Annotated in this window: 16 protein-coding genes; 1 reads left to right on the plus strand and 15 read right to left on the minus strand. The window is 66.6% G+C overall.

Features of this window, described 5'->3' with window-relative positions; all coding sequences use genetic code 11:
- Nucleotides 1–26 precede the first annotated feature (26 nt).
- The 11 genes from cysM to cmk all read right to left on the minus strand — a co-directional run bounded on the left by cysM (nt 27) and on the right by cmk (nt 11,480).
- Nucleotides 27–929: a cysteine synthase CysM gene (gene cysM / locus AC3WLF_RS04470; protein WP_010812945.1), complete on the minus strand. Its 903-nt coding sequence runs from the start codon at nt 927–929 to the stop codon at nt 27–29.
- 135 nt (nt 930–1,064) lie between these two features.
- Nucleotides 1,065–2,366 (minus strand): solute carrier family 23 protein, encoded by a 1,302-nt coding sequence (locus tag AC3WLF_RS04475; RefSeq protein WP_011614702.1) that lies wholly within the window; start codon nt 2,364–2,366, stop codon nt 1,065–1,067.
- Between the two features lie 237 nt (nt 2,367–2,603).
- Complete coding sequence (locus AC3WLF_RS04480) at nt 2,604–2,996, minus strand: ComEA family DNA-binding protein (protein WP_492357887.1); 393 nt, start codon at nt 2,994–2,996, stop codon at nt 2,604–2,606.
- A 155-nt stretch (nt 2,997–3,151) separates the two neighbouring features.
- Nucleotides 3,152–4,147, minus strand: coding sequence for an ADP-glyceromanno-heptose 6-epimerase (gene rfaD, locus AC3WLF_RS04485; RefSeq protein WP_010812948.1), 996 nt, complete (start codon nt 4,145–4,147; stop codon nt 3,152–3,154).
- A gap of 28 nt (nt 4,148–4,175) precedes the next feature.
- A complete protein-coding gene (gene rfaE1, locus AC3WLF_RS04490) occupies nt 4,176–5,123 on the minus strand; it encodes a D-glycero-beta-D-manno-heptose-7-phosphate kinase (protein WP_010812949.1) in 948 nt (315 codons plus the stop codon).
- An 80-nt stretch (nt 5,124–5,203) separates the two neighbouring features.
- Nucleotides 5,204–6,586, minus strand: coding sequence for a UDP-glucose dehydrogenase family protein (locus tag AC3WLF_RS04495; RefSeq protein ID WP_492321410.1), 1,383 nt, complete (start codon nt 6,584–6,586; stop codon nt 5,204–5,206).
- A gap of 37 nt (nt 6,587–6,623) precedes the next feature.
- Entirely contained in the window at nt 6,624–7,862 is a 1,239-nt protein-coding gene (lapB, locus tag AC3WLF_RS04500) for a lipopolysaccharide assembly protein LapB (protein WP_492357888.1), read from the minus strand.
- Between the two features lie 3 nt (nt 7,863–7,865).
- Nucleotides 7,866–8,222 carry a LapA family protein gene (locus tag AC3WLF_RS04505; protein WP_010812952.1) on the minus strand — a complete coding sequence of 119 codons (357 nt, stop codon included), beginning with the start codon at nt 8,220–8,222 and terminating at the stop codon, nt 7,866–7,868.
- 275 nt (nt 8,223–8,497) lie between these two features.
- A complete protein-coding gene (locus tag AC3WLF_RS04510) occupies nt 8,498–8,920 on the minus strand; it encodes an integration host factor subunit beta (protein ID WP_010812953.1) in 423 nt (140 codons plus the stop codon).
- A 30-nt stretch (nt 8,921–8,950) separates the two neighbouring features.
- Complete coding sequence (gene rpsA / locus AC3WLF_RS04515; RefSeq protein WP_010812954.1) at nt 8,951–10,645, minus strand: 30S ribosomal protein S1; 1,695 nt, start codon at nt 10,643–10,645, stop codon at nt 8,951–8,953.
- Between the two features lie 166 nt (nt 10,646–10,811).
- Nucleotides 10,812–11,480, minus strand: a complete 669-nt coding sequence (cmk, locus tag AC3WLF_RS04520; RefSeq protein ID WP_492317444.1) for a (d)CMP kinase — start codon at nt 11,478–11,480, stop codon at nt 10,812–10,814.
- 125 nt (nt 11,481–11,605) lie between these two features.
- On the opposite strand from cmk, the gene AC3WLF_RS04525 reads away from it, so the two are divergent.
- The gene (locus AC3WLF_RS04525) at nt 11,606–11,842 is read left to right on the plus strand and encodes a DUF2061 domain-containing protein (RefSeq protein ID WP_492317445.1); all 237 of its coding nucleotides are present in this window, start codon (nt 11,606–11,608) and stop codon (nt 11,840–11,842) included.
- Here the strand turns inward: AC3WLF_RS04525 and aroA are convergent.
- From aroA to pheA, 4 genes are all read right to left on the minus strand, one after another.
- Nucleotides 11,839–13,143, minus strand: coding sequence for a 3-phosphoshikimate 1-carboxyvinyltransferase (gene aroA / locus AC3WLF_RS04530; RefSeq protein ID WP_492357889.1), 1,305 nt, complete (start codon nt 13,141–13,143; stop codon nt 11,839–11,841). The genes AC3WLF_RS04525 and aroA overlap by 4 nt on opposite strands.
- A 41-nt stretch (nt 13,144–13,184) precedes the next feature.
- Nucleotides 13,185–14,081 (minus strand): prephenate dehydrogenase, encoded by an 897-nt coding sequence (locus AC3WLF_RS04535; RefSeq protein ID WP_454750222.1) that lies wholly within the window; start codon nt 14,079–14,081, stop codon nt 13,185–13,187.
- 108 nt (nt 14,082–14,189) lie between these two features.
- Nucleotides 14,190–15,317, minus strand: a complete 1,128-nt coding sequence (hisC, locus tag AC3WLF_RS04540; RefSeq protein ID WP_492317447.1) for a histidinol-phosphate transaminase — start codon at nt 15,315–15,317, stop codon at nt 14,190–14,192.
- A 28-nt stretch (nt 15,318–15,345) separates the two neighbouring features.
- Nucleotides 15,346–16,506, minus strand: coding sequence for a prephenate dehydratase (pheA, locus tag AC3WLF_RS04545; protein WP_010812960.1), 1,161 nt, complete (start codon nt 16,504–16,506; stop codon nt 15,346–15,348).
- Between the last annotated feature and the right edge of the window lie 78 nt (nt 16,507–16,584).

Below are 16,584 nucleotides of genomic sequence, written 5' to 3' on the forward strand. Positions count from 1 at the left end.
GCCTTTCTTGTTGGCACCGGTTCAGGTCACGCCGGGAACACGCCGGTCGACAGGTAGCGGTCGCCGCGGTCGCACACCACGAAGACGATAGTGGCGTTCTCCACTTCCTCGGCAATGCGCAGCGCCACGCAGAGCGCGCCCGCGGCCGAAATGCCGCAGAAGATGCCCTCTTCGGACGCCATGCGCCGCGCCATGTGCTCGGCATCGCCCTGGCTCACCGGCTCGGTGCGGTCGATGTAGCTGGCATCGTAGATCTTGGGCAGATACGCCTCGGGCCACTTGCGGATGCCCGGGATGCGCGAGCCTTCGGCTGGCTGCGCGCCGATGACCTGGATCTCCGGGTTCTGTTCCTTCAGGTAGCGCGACACGCCGGTAATGGTGCCGGTGGTGCCCATCGCCGAAACGAAGTGGGTGATGCGGCCGTCGGTATCGCGCCAGATCTCCGGCCCGGTGCCCTCGTAGTGCGCCTGCGGGTTGTCCGGGTTGGCGAACTGGTCGAGAATCACGCCCTTGCCGTCGCGTTCCATCGAATCCGCCAGGTCGCGCGCGTACTCCATGCCGCCCTTGACCGGGGTCAGGATGATCTCGGCACCATAGGCCGCCATGCTCTGGCGGCGCTCGAGGCTCAGGTCCTCGGGCATGATCAGCACCATCTTGTAGCCGCGGATGGCGGCCGCCATGGCCAGCGCGATGCCGGTATTGCCGGAAGTCGCCTCGATCAGGGTGTCGCCCGGCTTGATGCGCCCGCGCGCCTCGGCCCGGGCGATCATCGACACCGCGGGGCGGTCCTTGACCGAACCGGCCGGGTTGTTGCCTTCGAGCTTGCCGAGGATCACATTGCCGCGCGCGTCGTTGGCGGCACCGGGGATGCGCTGCAGTCTGACCAGCGGCGTATTGCCGATGGTGTCTTCAATTGTCTTGTAGGCCATGGAGCGAGGGGTCGCGAAAGGGGGTCGCAAACGGGGGATTCCAATTCGCCGGCCATTGTAATCCAGACACCTATCCCTCGCCGGCAGGCGGGATTTACGCTGCCACCCACCCGCCTGCGCCCATCCTGCCCTGGCTCAGCCCTCTTCGTGGTTGCCTTCGCCCAGCAGGTGGTACAGCAGGATGCAGCCGAAGGTGGCGGTGCCGATGCCGCCCAGCGTCATGCCGCCCAGTTTCAGCGTCAGGTCGCCGGCGGCCACGGTCAGCGTGGCGCCGACCGTGATCAGGTTGCGCGAGCTGGAGAAGTCCACCTTGTTCTGCACCCAGATCCGGCCCGCCGTCGCCGCGATCAGGCCGAACACGACGATGGTCAGCCCGCCGATCACCGGACCCGGGATGGTCAGGATCAGTGCACCGAACTTGGGCGAGAAGCCCAGCAGGATGGCCACCGCGGCCGCGACCACGAAGATCAGCGTCGAGTAGATCTTGGTGACCGCCATCACGCCCATGTTCTCGGCATAAGTGGTCACGCCGGTGCCGCCGCCGCTGGCCGACAGCATGGTCGCGATGCCGTCGCCGATAAAGGCACGGCCGATATACGGGTCCAGGTTGCGCCCGGTCATCACGCCGATGGCCTTGATATGGCCCAGGTTCTCCGCCACCAGCACAATCGCCACCGGGGCGATCAGCAGCATGGCGCTTAACTCGAAGGTCGGTGCGGTGAACGCCGGCAGCCCGAACCAGCTGGCCGCAGCCACGCTGGAGAAGTCGATCGGCTTGCCCAGCCCCATCACGTTGGTGCCCAGGTAGTAGGCGAGGTAGCCGGCCAGGCCGCCGATCAGCACCGGCAGGCGCCCGATCATGCCGGGCGCACGCACCGCCACCAGCCCCACGGCCACCACCGTCAGCAGGCCCACCCAGGTATCGAGGGCCGCGCCGCTGACTGCCTTGACCGCCACCGGGGCCAGGTTCAGCCCGATCGCCGCGACGATGGCCCCGGTCACCACCGGTGGCATCAGCTTTTCGACCCAGGCGTAGCCCACCGCCTGCACGATCAGGCCGATCACCGTGTACAGCGCACCGGCGGCGATGATGCCGCCCAGCGCCACCGGGATATTGAGGTTGGGGCCGCTGCCCGCGTAGCCAGTGGCGGCGATCACCACGGCGATGAAGGCGAAGCTGGAGCCAAGATAGCTCGGCACCCGCCCGCGCACGCACAGGAAGAAGATCAGCGTGCCGATGCCGGAAAACAGGATGGCGATATTCGGGTTGAAACCCATCAGGATCGGTGCAATGGCGGTCGAGCCGAACATCGCCACCACGTGCTGGATGCCGGCCAGCAGCGTCTGCCCGGCGGGCAGCCGCTCATCCGGCCCGATCACGCCTTCGGTCTTGAGCCGCCATTGCGGCAGGAATCCCGCGTCCTCGCCATTCGCCATACTGTTCTGCTCCCTGTGGTCCGGGCTGGCCGCCTGGTCGGCGGCCGCCGCGTTTGTGCCTGGTTGTTTGGTAGATGCGTGCCTGTCGGCAGCCGCGCGCGGCAGATCCTGCCGGCGCGGCGTCCGCATGATACTCCGCCGCCACGGGGCGTGCGAAGCGGCAAGGGTCTAGCACAACCCATACCAGCAAGGAGAGCGCCCGGCCACGCGGCAGCCGGGCGCCAGCCCCTGCGCCTGCTAGCGCGCCGGCTTCGCGGCCGCCGTGGGCGCTGCCTTACCGGCTTTGGCTGGGGCAGGGACCGCCGCCGCTGCCGGTGCCGCTGCTGCGGCTCCCTTCGGGCCAATGGCGAGGCCAGCGTCCTGCAGCTTCGCCACGGACTTTGGCCCGATGCCGCTGACGCGCTCGGCCAGGTCCGCGGCGTCCTTGTAGGGTCCACGCTTGTTGCGTTCGTCGATGATGTTGCGGGCGGTGGCGGCCCCCACGCCCTTGACCGAGGTCAGCGCCGCCTCGTCCGCCGTGTTGACATCGATGGCGGCATGCGCGGCACCGCCTGCGAACAGGCAGATGGTTGCAGCGAGGGATACCAGGGAAAAACGCCGGGCAAGTTGCCGGACCCAATGCTTGAACATGAAGGCTCTCCTTTCCTGTGGATGGTCTGAGGTACCACCCCCGCCGGGGCGGCGAGGTCAGGTCAGGATAGGGGCGGGCCGCAGCGGCGGCCCATGCGGCAACAAAAGTTGACACCGGCCGCACGAAAGCGTGTCGGCCGGCTGCGCGCCGATTGTCAGCCGGCGCGTTCGATCAGCCAGCGGCAGTAGCGCGCCACGCCTTCCTCGACGGACAGGAACGGCTCGCTGTAGCCGGCGCTGCGCAGCTTCGACACATCCGACTGCGTAAAGCACTGGTACTTGCCGCGCAGCGCATCGGGGAACTTGACGTACTCGAGCAGGCCTTCCTGCACCAGTTCATCGAGCGACAGGCGCGGCTTGCCTTCGGCCTCGCGCAGGGTGTTGACCACGGTGGCGGCGATGTCGTTGAACGGCTGCGCGCGGCCGGTGCCGAGGTTGAAGATGCCGGACTTGTCCGGATGGTCGAAGAAGTGCAGGTTGACCTTGACCACGTCCTCGACCGAGATGAAGTCGCGGCTCTGCATGCCGGGGGCATAGCCACCGTACTCGCCGAACAGCTTCACCGTGCCGTCGGCGCGGAACTGGTTGAAGTTGTGGAAGGCGACCGAGGCCATGCGGCCCTTGTGCGTTTCACGCGGGCCGTACACGTTGAAGTAGCGGAAGCCCACGATCTGCGACAGCGCCGACGGCAGCCGGCGCCGCACGATCTGGTCGAACAGGAACTTGGAGTAGCCGTACACGTTCAGCGGGCGCTCGAACTCGCGGTCTTCGCGGAACACCTGCGAAGCACCGTAGGTAGCCGCCGACGACGCATACAGGAACTGCGTGCCCTGTTCCAGGCAGCTCTCCATCAGAGACAGCGTGTAACGGTAGTTGTTCTCCATCATGTAGCGGCCGTCGGTCTCCATGGTGTCGGAGCACGCGCCTTCATGGAATACCGCCCGCACCTTGCCGAACTCGCCGCGGGCAAAGCGCGCGAGGAAGTCCTGCTTGTCCAGGTAGTCGGAGATCTCGCAGTCGACCAGGTTGTGGAACTTGTCGGCACGGGTCAGGTTGTCGACAGCGATGACGTTGGTCTCGCCGCGGTCGTTCAGGCCTTTGACGAGGTTGCTGCCGATAAAGCCAGCGGCGCCGGTGACGATGATGGTCATGGTCGGATCAGGATGGGGGCGCCACGCCTCACGGGGCGGCGCCGAACAATTCAGAATAAGAGACGACGGCGGTACCAAGCTTGCCCACCACGATGGCGCCGGCACGATTGGCATGCTGCACGGCTTCCTTGAGCGGCACGCCGGCACCCAGCATGGTGGCGAGCGTGGCGATCACGGTATCGCCCGCACCCGATACATCATAGACCTCGCGCGCCTGGGCGGAGACGTGCAGCACCTCGGCCTCGGTGTAGAGCGTCATGCCCTCTTCCGAGCGCGTCAGCAACAGCGCCTCAAGCTGCAGCCCGCGGCGCAGGTTCTGCGCGCGGATGGTCAGGTCGGCCTCGGTCTTCCAGGCGCCGACCACGGCACGCATCTCGGCCCGGTTGGGGGTGATCAGGGTGGCGCCGCGGTAGCGCGAGTAGTCGTCGCCCTTGGGGTCGATCAGCACCTTGCGCCCGGCCGCGCGGCTGGCGTCGATCATGCGCGTGACGTGGGTCAGGCCGCCTTTGCCGTAATCGGACAGCACCAGCACCTGGTAGTCGTTGATCAGGGCCAGGAAACGGTCCTGTACCGCGGCCAGCACTTCATGCGCCGGCGCGCTCTCGAAATCCACGCGCAGCAACTGCTGCTGGTGCGCCACCACGCGCAGCTTGATGGTGGTGTTGAGCTTAGGATCGCGGTGCAGGTAGGGCTGCACATGGCTCTCGCCCAGCAGCGCTTCAAGCGTGCGGGCCGGCTCGTCGTCGCCGACCACGCCCAGCATGCCCACGCGTGCGCCCAGCGCCGCGGCGTTGCGGGCCACGTTGGCGGCGCCGCCCAGGCGCTCGTCGCTGCGCTTGACCTGCACCACCGGCACCGGTGCTTCCGGCGAGATGCGCTCCACATCGCCGAACCAGTAGCGGTCCAGCATCATGTCGCCGACCACCAGGATATGGGACTGCCGGATCTGCTCCTGCGGAATGACGGTCTTGTTCATGAAGATCCTTGGCAATATCGCGACGGCCGCGGCCGCCGAGTTAGCTTATCGGTTGATGAGTCCGTTGACCCGCCGGCGCCTCATTCGTTCACGGCCTGCCGGGTCGGGCGGCCGATGGCGTGGTACTCCACGCCGGTCTCGACCATGGCCTCGGGCTCATACAGGTTGCGCCCGTCGAAGATCACGGGGGCCTTCAGGCGCCGCTTGATCTGGCCGAAGTCGGGGCTGCGGAACACCTTCCATTCAGTCACGATCACCAGCGCGTCGGCGCCGTCCAGCGCATCCATCTGGTTCTCGTGGAAACTCACGCGCGCGGCGCCGCCCGGCAGGTCGGCCAGGTCGGCATCCAGCACGCGCCGGGCTTCGGCCATCGACACCGGGTCGTGCATGCGCAGCGACGCGCCGCGCGACACCAGTTCGCGCGCCAGCACGCGCGACGGCGCTTCGCGCATGTCGTCGGTATTGGGCTTGAAGGCCAGGCCCCACACGGCAAAGGTGCGCCCGCTCAGGTCATCGCCGAAGCGGCGCACGACCTTGTCGCCCAATACGCGTTTCTGCGCGCCGTTGACCGATTCCACCGCTTCCAGCACGCGCATCGGCTTGCCATGGTCGGCGGCAGTGCGCATCAGCGCCTGCACGTCCTTGGGAAAGCATGAACCGCCGTAGCCGGCGCCGGCATACAGGAAGCTGTAGCCGATGCGCGGGTCCGATCCGATGCCCATGCGCACCAGTTCGATATCGGCGCCGACCTCGTCGGCCAGGTTGGCCAGCTCGTTCATGAACGAGATGCGCGTGGCCAGCATCGAATTGGCGGCGTACTTGGTGAACTCGGCCGAGCGCACGTCCATGTAGAAGGTGCGCTCGTGGTGCCGGTTGAACGGCGCGTAAAGCTGGCGCATGGTGGCCTGCGCGTGGCGGCCGGCGACGTCGGCGCTGCAGCCCAGCACGATGCGGTCCGGGCGCATGAAGTCCTCGACCGCGGCGCCCTCCTTCAGGAACTCGGGGTTCGACACCACCGAGAACTGCAGGTCCTCCAGGCTGCGCGCGGCCAGCTCCGCGCGGATCGTGGCGGCCACGCGGTCGCCGGTACCCACCGGCACGGTGGACTTGTCGACCACGACCTTGAAGCCGGTCATATGGCGGCCGATATTGCGCGCCGCCGCCAACACGTACTTCAGGTCGGCAGAGCCGTCTTCGTCCGGGGGCGTGCCCACGGCGATGAACTGCACATCGGCGTGCTCGACGCTGGCCGCCACGTCGGTGGAAAAGGTCAGCCGCCCGGCGGCACGGTTGCGCTGGATCAGCTCCTGCAGGCCCGGCTCGTAGATCGGCACGCCGCCTGCGTTAAGCAGCGCGATCTTCTGCTCGTCCAGGTCCAGGCAGAACACGTCGTTGCCAAGTTCCGCCAGGCAGGCGCCGGTGACAAGGCCGACATAGCCGCTGCCGATGATGGTGACTTTCATAGCGTCAATTCAATTCTGTTGCACAGGCCGCCCGGGCTCAGCCGAGCGTCTCGGAGCGCCGCGGGGCATAGGTTTCCCAGCGGTTGCAACCCGGGCATTGCCAATAGAAAAGCCGGGCGCGGAAGCCGCACTCGCGGCAGGTGTAGCGCGCGAGGTTGCGCGTGCGCAGCTGCAGCAGGTCTCGGATGGCCGTGGTTTCCTGCGCTTGCTCGCCGTTGCCGTCGTTGCCCTCGGCACCCTCTGCCGGGGCATCGGCACCCGCCGGCTGCGCGGACGCGGCGCCGGCTGTGACCACCGCCGCCTGCGCCTCGAAATACTTGGTCAGCGCCAGCAGCGTGGGCTGGCGGCGCAGCTGTTCGCGCATCAGGCGCGCGGCGGCTTCCGGGCCGTTCACGTCCAGTTCCGCCTTGTAGGCGGTATCGAGCACCTCCGGCGCCAGCTTGCCCTTGAGCAGGCCGCGCAGCCATTCCAGCGCGGCGCCCTCCTCCTGCAGGCTGGCGTAGGCCTTGACCACGCGGTCCGCCACCAGCGGCAGGAAGGATGCATCCTGCCGCTCGATGCCAAGCCAGTGGCCAAGCGCCGCGCGGGCGTCGCCCGCGGCCGCGGCCACGTCGCCCAGCAGGATCGGGGCGCGCACGTTGGCAGGATTCTCGGCAACGGCCTGGTTGAGCCACTTCACCGCATCTTCGGGGCGCTTGCGCTGCAGCGCGTCCTGCGCCAGCTCGCAGCAGAACTGGGCAATCTGCAGGCTGTAGCTGGTCTGCTCCAGCGTCTGCAGCTCGCGCGCGGCCTCGATCGCCTTCTGCCACTCCTTCTCCACTTCGTAGAGCTCAAGCAGCACGCGCTTGGCCGACGCCGCGTACGGGCCCGACATCAGCCGGCGCAGCGATTCCTCGGCACGGTCCAGCAGGCCGGCGCGCAGGAAGTCCTCGCCCAGTTCAAACAAGGCATGCTCGCGCTCGGGCTCGGGCAGGTCGGGGCGGGTCGCCAGGTTCTGGTGCACGCGGATGGCACGCTCGGTTTCGCCGCGGCGGCGGAACAGCGCGCCCAGCGCGAAGTGCAGCTCGGTGGTTTCCGGGTCCAGCCGCGCGACCTCGATAAAGGCGTCGATGGCCTTGTCGGGTTGCTCGTTGAGCAGGAAGTTGAGGCCCTTGAAATACGAGCGCGGCAAGGCGCCCTGCTCGCTGATCAGCTGGCGCACATCGAAGCGCGCCGCCATCCAGCCAAGGCCAAAGACAAGTGGCAGCGCCAGCAGCCACCAGGTTTCAAACATCATGGATCAGACCTTCGGGCCGACTACGTTATAGGGAACAGGCTTGCCGTCGCGCGGCGCGGCGGCTGCTGCCGAGGTTGGCGACGGCGGCGATGCCGCTGACGCGCTCGCCTGCGCGCCGGCATCGGCCAGGGCGCGGCGCAGCCGGGCAAGCTCCATGCGCTGGCGCATCAGGTTGGGCGCGATCGATGCCAGTGCCGCGACCGCGCCGAGCACGAAGGCCGCGAACAGGATCAGGATCAGCGGGGCATGCCAGACGGCGTTGAAGAACAGCTGCAGCGAGGCTTCGGCGGTATTGCGCAGCGCCAGCACGAACAGCAGCACGAATACGACGATGCGGACGATCCAGGCGAACAGTTTCATGCGGTTGGCAGCGTTTCAGCGTGACGTGGAAGCGGCACCGGCGCACTCGCGCGAGGTCCGGCAAAGACCCCGGCATTGTAACGGATACGCTTCACCTATTCGGTAACCGGGCCGTAATGCGGCCCGGGCTGCGGCCCGGCGCCAGACGCCGGCAAGCCGCTTGCGCACGATGCGCCACCCGTCTCGGTGCGCGCGTAAGGCCGGCAGAAATAGAAAAAGCGCCCCGAAGGGGGGCGCTTTTTTCAACCACACAAGCAGCAGGCAAAACCCGGCAATCAGGAAGAGCGGACAAAATTCAGCCCACCCTCGTGCAATCCCGCCGCTGCAGCGGGAGCGCTGCCCTGGCCTACCTTGCCCGGCACGGCCTGGGCCGTGCCGGCGGCATGACCGTTGCCATTGGCGCCCGGAGGCGCCGGCTGGCTGCGGTCAACCCGTTCGCGCAATTCCTTGCCCGCCTTGAAGTGCGGCACCCGTTTCTCGGGAACCAGCACACGCTCGCCGGACTTGGGATTGCGCCCCACGCGAGGCGGACGCTTGTTCAGACCAAAACTGCCGAATCCGCGGATCTCGATGCGGTGGCCATCGGCCAACGCCTCGGACATCGCGTCGAGTATCGTTTTGACCGAGATGTCCGCGTCCCGCAGCAGCAGCTGGGGGAAGCGGGCAGCCAGTTTTTCGACGAGCTCCGACTTGGTCATGGGCATACGCGCAAGCGCGGGGGCCTGCGATTACTGGTTGTCCTGGCCGAGCTTGGCCTTCAGCAGGGCGCCGAGGTTGGTCGTGCCAGCCGTGCCGGTGTCAGCCTGGAACTTCTGCATCGCTTCTTGCTGCTCTGCGCTGTCCTTGGCCTTGATCGACAGGTTGATGTTGCGCGACTTGCGGTCGACGTTCACCACCAGGGCGGTGATCTGCTCGCCTTCCTTCAGCACGTTGCGGGCGTCTTCCACACGGTCAGCGGAGATTTCCGAAGCACGCAGGTAGCCTTCCACATCGTCAGCCAGCTGGACCACGGCGCCCTTGGCGTCAACCGCCTTGATGGTGCCCTGAACCAGCGAACCCTTGTCGTTGGCCGAGATGAAGTTGTTGAACGGATCGCCCGACAGCTGCTTGATGCCCAGCGAGATGCGTTCCTTGTCGACGTCGATGCCCAGGACCACGGCTTCGACTTCGTCGCCCTTCTTGTACTTGCGAACGGCTTCTTCGCCAGTCTCTTGCCACGACAGGTCCGACAGGTGCACCAGGCCGTCGATGCCGCCCGGCAGGCCGATGAACACGCCGAAGTCGGTGATCGACTTGATCTGGCCGGCCAGCTTGTCGCCCTTCTTGTGGTTACGCGAGAAATCGTCCCACGGATTGGCCTTGCACTGCTTCATGCCCAGGCTGATACGACGCTTGTCTTCATCGATATCCAGCACCATGACTTCGACTTCGTCGCCCAGCTGGACAACCTTGGACGGGGCAACGTTCTTGTTGGTCCAGTCCATTTCCGACACGTGCACCAGGCCTTCGATGCCGGCTTCGATCTCGACGAACGCGCCGTAGTCGGTCAGGTTGGTCACCTTGCCGAACAGGCGGGTGCCTTGCGGGTAGCGGCGCGAGATGCCGACCCACGGATCTTCGCCCAGCTGCTTCACGCCCAGCGAGACGCGGTTCTTTTCCTGGTCGAACTTGAGGATCTTGGCGGTGATTTCCTGGCCAACCGACAGCACTTCGCTCGGGTGGCGGACACGGCGCCAGGCCAGGTCGGTGATGTGCAGCAGGCCGTCAATGCCACCCAGATCCACGAATGCGCCGTAGTCGGTGATGTTCTTGACGATACCGTTGACGATGGCGCCTTCCTTCAGGGTTTCCATCAGCTTCTGGCGCTCTTCGCCCAGGGTCGCTTCGACCACGGCGCGGCGCGACAGCACCACGTTGTTGCGCTTGCGATCCAGCTTGATGACCTTGAATTCCAGGGTCTTGCCTTCGTACGGGGTGGTGTCCTTGATCGGGCGCACGTCAACCAGCGAACCCGGCAGGAACGCGCGGATGCCGTTGACCATCACCGTCAGGCCGCCCTTGACCTTGCCGGTCACGGTACCCGAGATGATCTCGCCGTCTTCCAGCGCCTTCTCGAGGTTCAGCCACGATGCCAGGCGCTTGGCCTTGTCGCGGGAGAGGATGGTGTCGCCATAGCCGTTCTCGAGCGCATCGATGGCCACGGAGACGTAGTCGCCGGCCTGCACTTCGAGTTCGCCCTGGTCGTTCAGGAACTCCTCCACCGGCACGAATGCCTCGGACTTGAGGCCGGCATTGACGACCACGAAATTGTGGTCGATGCGCACGACTTCAGCGGAGATCACTTCGCCAGCCTTCATATTGGAGCGGGCGACGGATTCCTCGAACAGTGCGGCAAAGGATTCGTTAGTTTGCAGGTCGGACATAAACGTAAGGTGAAATCCGCAATACGCTGGCCGGCGCGACTATCGCGCTCAGTCTGCCAGTGCAGCGGGGTCAGGTTTGACACAAGCCAGCCACAAGCCTTGCCCGGGCTGGCGCCATCTGGTGCCGTCGGGGTACACCGCTTCTACTGATGCGCCCGCATGCATCTCATGCATCGGGCCGCACAGCGGCAAACCACTCCAGCACCTGCGCCACTGCCTGGTCCACCGTCATATCGGAGGTATCCAGCAGCTTTGCATCCTCGGCGGGACGAAGCGGCGCGGCGGTGCGGGTGCGATCCCGTACATCGCGCGCTTCAAGGTCACGCAAAAGGTCTTCAATATTAGCAGAAATTCCCTTATCAATCAATTGTTTATAGCGCCTGCGAGCGCGCGCCTCAACACTTGCGGTCAGGAACACCTTGAGCGGCGCATCCGGGAAGATCACAGTGCCCATGTCGCGGCCGTCGGCGACCAGCCCCGGCAGCTTGCGGAAGCTGCGCTGCAGCTGGGTCAGCGCGTCGCGCACCGGCTGGTGCACGGCGATGGCCGAGGCCCGGTTGCCGATCGCCTCGGCACGGATTGCCAGGCTGACTTCCTCGCCTTGCATCCAGACGCGGTCAGGGCCGAACTTCACATCGAGGCGGGAAGCGATCTTTGCAAGCGCGTCCACGTCCGCCAGGTCAATCCCGGCGCGGTCGCTGGCCAGCGCCACGAGCCGGTACAGGGCGCCGCTGTCGAGCAGGTGAAAGCCCACGGCGTCCGCGACCTTGTGCGCGACAGTGCCCTTGCCCGAGGCAGTCGGCCCGTCAATGGCGATGACGTTGACGATAGTCATTGTTTATAAAACCAAGAGAAACGATTGATTGTGAATTCAATTGAGAATCATTATCATTTGATTCATGGCACTTCGCCGCAGCCGCGGCACCATGCCCTTTCCGTCCAGTCGCGAGGCAATCTACCATGGCAAAAACCCTGACTTTCGGCATCATGCACCTCGGCATCGCTTTCAGCGTGACGTATGCGCTGACCGGCAGCCTCGCCATCAGCGGTGCCATCACCTTCATCGAGCCGGCCGTCAATACCGTGGCCCACTACTTCTTCGACCGCTACTGGGAGAAGCGCGAGCGCCGCCAGGCCGGAACTGCCCGCGACCGCGCCCCGGCGCAGCGCGACCACGCCAACCTGGCGAGCGCTTAGACGGTCACGCCCGCAAACACGCTGAAGTAATCCGGGAACGTCTTCGCCACACAGCCCGGATCATTGATCCGCACCGGCAGCGGCCCAAAGGCTGCCAGCGAGAAGCACATCGCCATGCGATGGTCATCATAGGTGCCAATGCCGTCGGCCGGAGTCTGCCACGGTTGCGGCGGCGTCACACGCAGATAGTCGGCCCCTTCTTCCACGACTGCGCCGAGCTTGCGCAGTTCCGTCGCCATCGCCGCGATACGGTCCGTTTCCTTGACGCGCCAGCTGGCGATATTGGTCAGCGTGGTCGTGCCTTCGGCAAACAGTGCCGCCACCGCCAGCGTCATCGCCGCATCGGGGATATGGTTGCAGTCCAGCTCGATGCCGTGCAGGCGCCCGTCGTCGCGTTCCGTGCCGCGCACTTCGATCCAGTTGTCACCTGCCATCACATTGGCGCCCATGCGGTTGAGCGCCTCGGCGAAGCGCACATCGCCCTGGATGCTGGCCATGCCCACGCCTTCCACCCGGACCGGGCCACCGCCGATCGCACCGGCCGCCAGGAAGTAGGAAGCGGACGACGCATCGCCCTCAACAAAGATCTCGCCTGGCGAGCGGTAAGCCGCGCCGGCCGGCAGCACGAAGCGCTCCCAGCCCTGGCGCTCGACCTCGATGCCGAAGCGCGCCAGCAGGTTCAGCGTGATCTCGATATACGGCTTGGAGATCAGCTCGCCTACTACTTCGATCTCGATGCGGCCGCTGTCGGATTGCGCCATCGGCAGGCTCATCAGCAGCGCGGTCAGGAACTGGCTCGACACATCGCCGCGCACGCGGATCGGCGCGTCGATGCGAATGCCGGCCGGCTGGATATGCAGCGGCGGAAAGCCTTCATTGCCAAGGTAGTCGATCACGGCGCCCATCTGGCGCAGGCCGTCGACCAGGTCGCCGATCGGCCGCTCATGCATGCGCGGCACGCCCGACAGCTTGTAGCTGCCGCCCTGCAGCGCAAGCGCGGCAGTCAGCGGGCGGATCGCGGTGCCGGCATTGCCCATGAACAGTTCGGCCGACTTGTTCGGAAAATTGCCCCCGGCGCCGGTGACGATGTAGTCGTCGCCTTCCTGCCGCCACGCCACGCCGAGCGTGCGCAACGCTTGCAGCATCACGCGGGTGTCGTCGGAATCGAGCAGGTCGCGCACGCGGGTTTCGCCCGTGGCCAGTGCGGCCAGCAGCAGCACGCGGTTGGAGATGCTCTTCGAGCCCGGCAGCCGGACGGTGCCGTTGGCGCGGGTCAGGGGGCCTAGCGTCAGGTGTTCCATGGTTTTCGTGGGCGCCGGGGCGCCGCGGTCAGGCTATTGGTTCAGGGTTCGGTATGGTTGCCCGCGGCACGCTCTGCGCCCCAGGCCAGCCGGGTCTTGCTGGCGCGCGCGAAGATGCGTTCGAGCGCGTCGCCGTCGCCCTTCTCGATCTGCGCCTTCAGGTGCGCCAGCACCGACTGGTAGGTATTCAGCTCACGCAGCAGCGCGTCGCGGTTGGCCACGCAGATGTCGCGCCACATCTCAGGCGACGAGGCCGCGATGCGCGTGAAATCGCGGAAGCCGCCGCCGGCGAAGCCCAGCTTCAGCGCGGCATCTTCCGCATTGGCGACCTGCGCCACCAGCGCGTACGACAGCACGTGCGGCAGGTGGCTGACCGCGGCAAACACCGCGTCGTGCTGCACTGCCGACATCACATGGCATTCTGCGCCGGCGCTTTCCCACATGGCGCGCACCGCGGCGACATCGGCGCGCGAGTTTTCCTGCAGCGGGCACAGCACGGTCTTCTTGCCGAGGTACAGGTCCGGCAGCGCCGCCTCCACGCCGTTGAGCTCGCGCCCGGCGATCGGGTGTGCCGGCACGAACTGCGCGACCTTGTCGCCGAGCGCCGTCTTGGCCGCCATGATCACGTCTGACTTGGTGCTGCCGGCATCGGTGACGATGGTGCCCGGCTGCAGGTGCGGCTCCAGCGCGTGCAGCAGCGCAAAGTTCTGCGCCACCGGCGCGCACAGCACGATCACGCTGGCGCCGCGCGCGGCATCCGCCAGCGTCGCGGCCTCGTCGATCACGCCAAGATCCAGCGCCTTCTGCAGCGACGCCGGCGAGCGCCCCACCCCGACCACCGTGCCCACCACGCCGGCGCGCTTGAGCGCCAGCGCGAGCGAGCCGCCGATCAGGCCGACACCGACAATGACAACACGGGAAAAATGCAATGCACTCACAATCTCAGGCCGCTAGGGGCAGTGGCTCGGACCAGGCCGAGGTAAATCGATGATTGGCAACGAGGCAGGCAAGCAGCCTGCAGCGAAACGCCGCGATTGTAGCCGCGCTCACGCCAGCGCCCGCTCCAGCGCCGCGATGAAGGCCGCGTTCTCCTCGGCCAGGCCGATGGTCACGCGCAGCCAGCGCGGCAGGTTGTAGTTGCCCACCGGCCGCACGATCACGCCCTGCTTCAGCAAGGCCAGGTTGACGCGCGCGCCGGCGCCGTCGTCATCGCCCACGCGCACCATCACGAAGTTGCCGGACGACGGCACGTATTCCAGCCCGAGCCGGTCGAAGGCATCGGTCAGCTGGCGCTTGCCGGCACGGTTCAGCTCGGCGCTGCGGCGCAGGAACCCGGCATCGCCCAGCGCCGCGATGGCCGCGGCCTGCGCCACGCTGTTGACGTTGAACGGCTGGCGGATGCGGTTCAGCAGGTCCGACAGCTCCGGTTGCGCCACCGCGTAGCCGATGCGCAGGCCCGCCAGGCCATAGGCCTTGGAGAACGTGCGCGACACCATCAGGTTCGGGTAGCGGCGCACCCAGGCGAGCGAATCATATTGCTGGTCGGCATCCAGGTATTCGTTGTACGCCTCGTCCAGCACAACCACCACATTGGCCGGCACCCGCTGCAGGAAGGCTTCGATCTGCGCGGCCGGCACGAACGTGCCGGTCGGGTTGTTCGGGTTGGCGATAAAGACCAGGCGCGTATCCGGCGCGATCGCCGCGGCCATCGCCTCCAGGTCATGGCCGTAGTCGCGCGCGGGCACTTCGATGGCGCGTGCGCCGATCTCCTGCGTGGCCAGCGCGTAGACCGCGAACGAGTACTGGGCATAGACGATCGACTGACCCGGCTCCACCAGCGCATGCGCGGCCAGCTCCAGGATGTCGTTGCTGCCGTTGCCCAGCGTCAGCCAGTCGGCGGGCACGCCGAAGCGCGCCGACAGCGCGCCCTTCAGCGCAAAGCCGTTGGAATCCGGGTAGCGGCCGAGTTCAGCCACCGCATCGGCGACCGCGCGGCGGGCCGACTCGGGCATGCCGAGCGGATTTTCATTAGAGGCGAGCTTGACGATGCCGGCCTCGTCCAGGCCGAACTCGCGCGCGACTTCCGAAATCGGCTTGCCGGCAACGTACGGCGAAATCGCCCGCACATAGCCGGGTCCGAACACCGTGCCGCCTTGCTTACCCTGCTCTGCCATCTCGTCTCCTTGTTCTTGCCTGGCTGCCTTACTTGCTCGACGGATACGAGCCCAGCACCTTCAGGTAAGCCGCGTTGCGGCGCAGCTCTTCGATGGCGCGCGCCACTGCCGGCTCATGCTGGTGCCCTTCCACGTCGACGTAGAAGTAGTACTCCCACGCGCCGCTGCGCGCCGGGCGCGACTCGAAGCGGCACATTGAAACACCGTTCTCCGCCAGCGGCGCCAGCAGCTGGTACACCGCGCCGGCCTTGTTGGGCACCGACAGGATCATCGAGGTCTGGTCGCTGCCCGACGGTTCGGTCTCATAGCGGCCGATCACGGCAAAGCGCGTGCGGTTGTGGGGATCGTCCTGGATATGCGTGCGCACGATATGCAGGTGATAGCGGTTGGCGGCGGACTCGCCGGCAATCGCGGCCACGGTCGGGTCTTCGCTGGCCATGCGCGCGGCCTCGGCATTGCTCGACACCGCCTGGCGCTCCAGGTGCGGATAGTTGGCGGTCAGCCAGTGCTGGCACTGCGCCAGTGCCTGCGCATGCGCGCGCACCACCGTGACGCCCTGCATGTCGGGCGTGGATGCCATCAGGTTGTGGTGCACCTTGAGCGCGATCTCGCCGCTGATCTTCAGCGAGGTCTGCAGGAACAGGTCGAGCGTGCGCGACACCGCGCCCTCGGTGGAGTTCTCGACCGGCACCACGCCGTACTCGACCGTGCCCGCCTCGACGGCACGGAACACCTCGTCGATGCTCGGGCAAGGCACGCCCGACACCTCATGGCCGAAGTGCGCATACAGCGCCTGCTCGGAGAACGTGCCGGCCGGGCCGAGGAAAGCCACTTCCAGCGGCTTTTCCAGCCCGCGGCATGCGGACATCACCTCGCGCCAGATCGCCGCAACGCTTTCGCCCAGCAACGGGCCGGGGTTGGCGCCCTGCACCTTGCGGATCACCTGCAGCTCGCGCTCCGGGCGGAACACCGGCGCGCCGTACTTCTTCTTGACCTCGCCGACCTCGAGTGCCAGCTTGGCGCGGCGGTTCAGCATCGCCAGCAGTTCGCGGTCAACGGTGTCGATCTGCTCGCGCAGCGGGCTCAGCTCGACCGACAGCTTGCGCTCGGCTTCGCTCAGGTGGCTATCGTTCTGCTGCTCGTTGGGCGGCGTCTCCTCGCGCGCGGGGGTGCGGTCTTGGCTTGTCATTTTGTATGAATCCGGTGGGCCGCCGGGGCGCGGCGGCCGGAGAAAAACTGACCTCTGCCTGCCGGCGCACTGTGCCTG

Source organism: Cupriavidus sp. FW306-01-F10A, assembly GCF_058782785.1.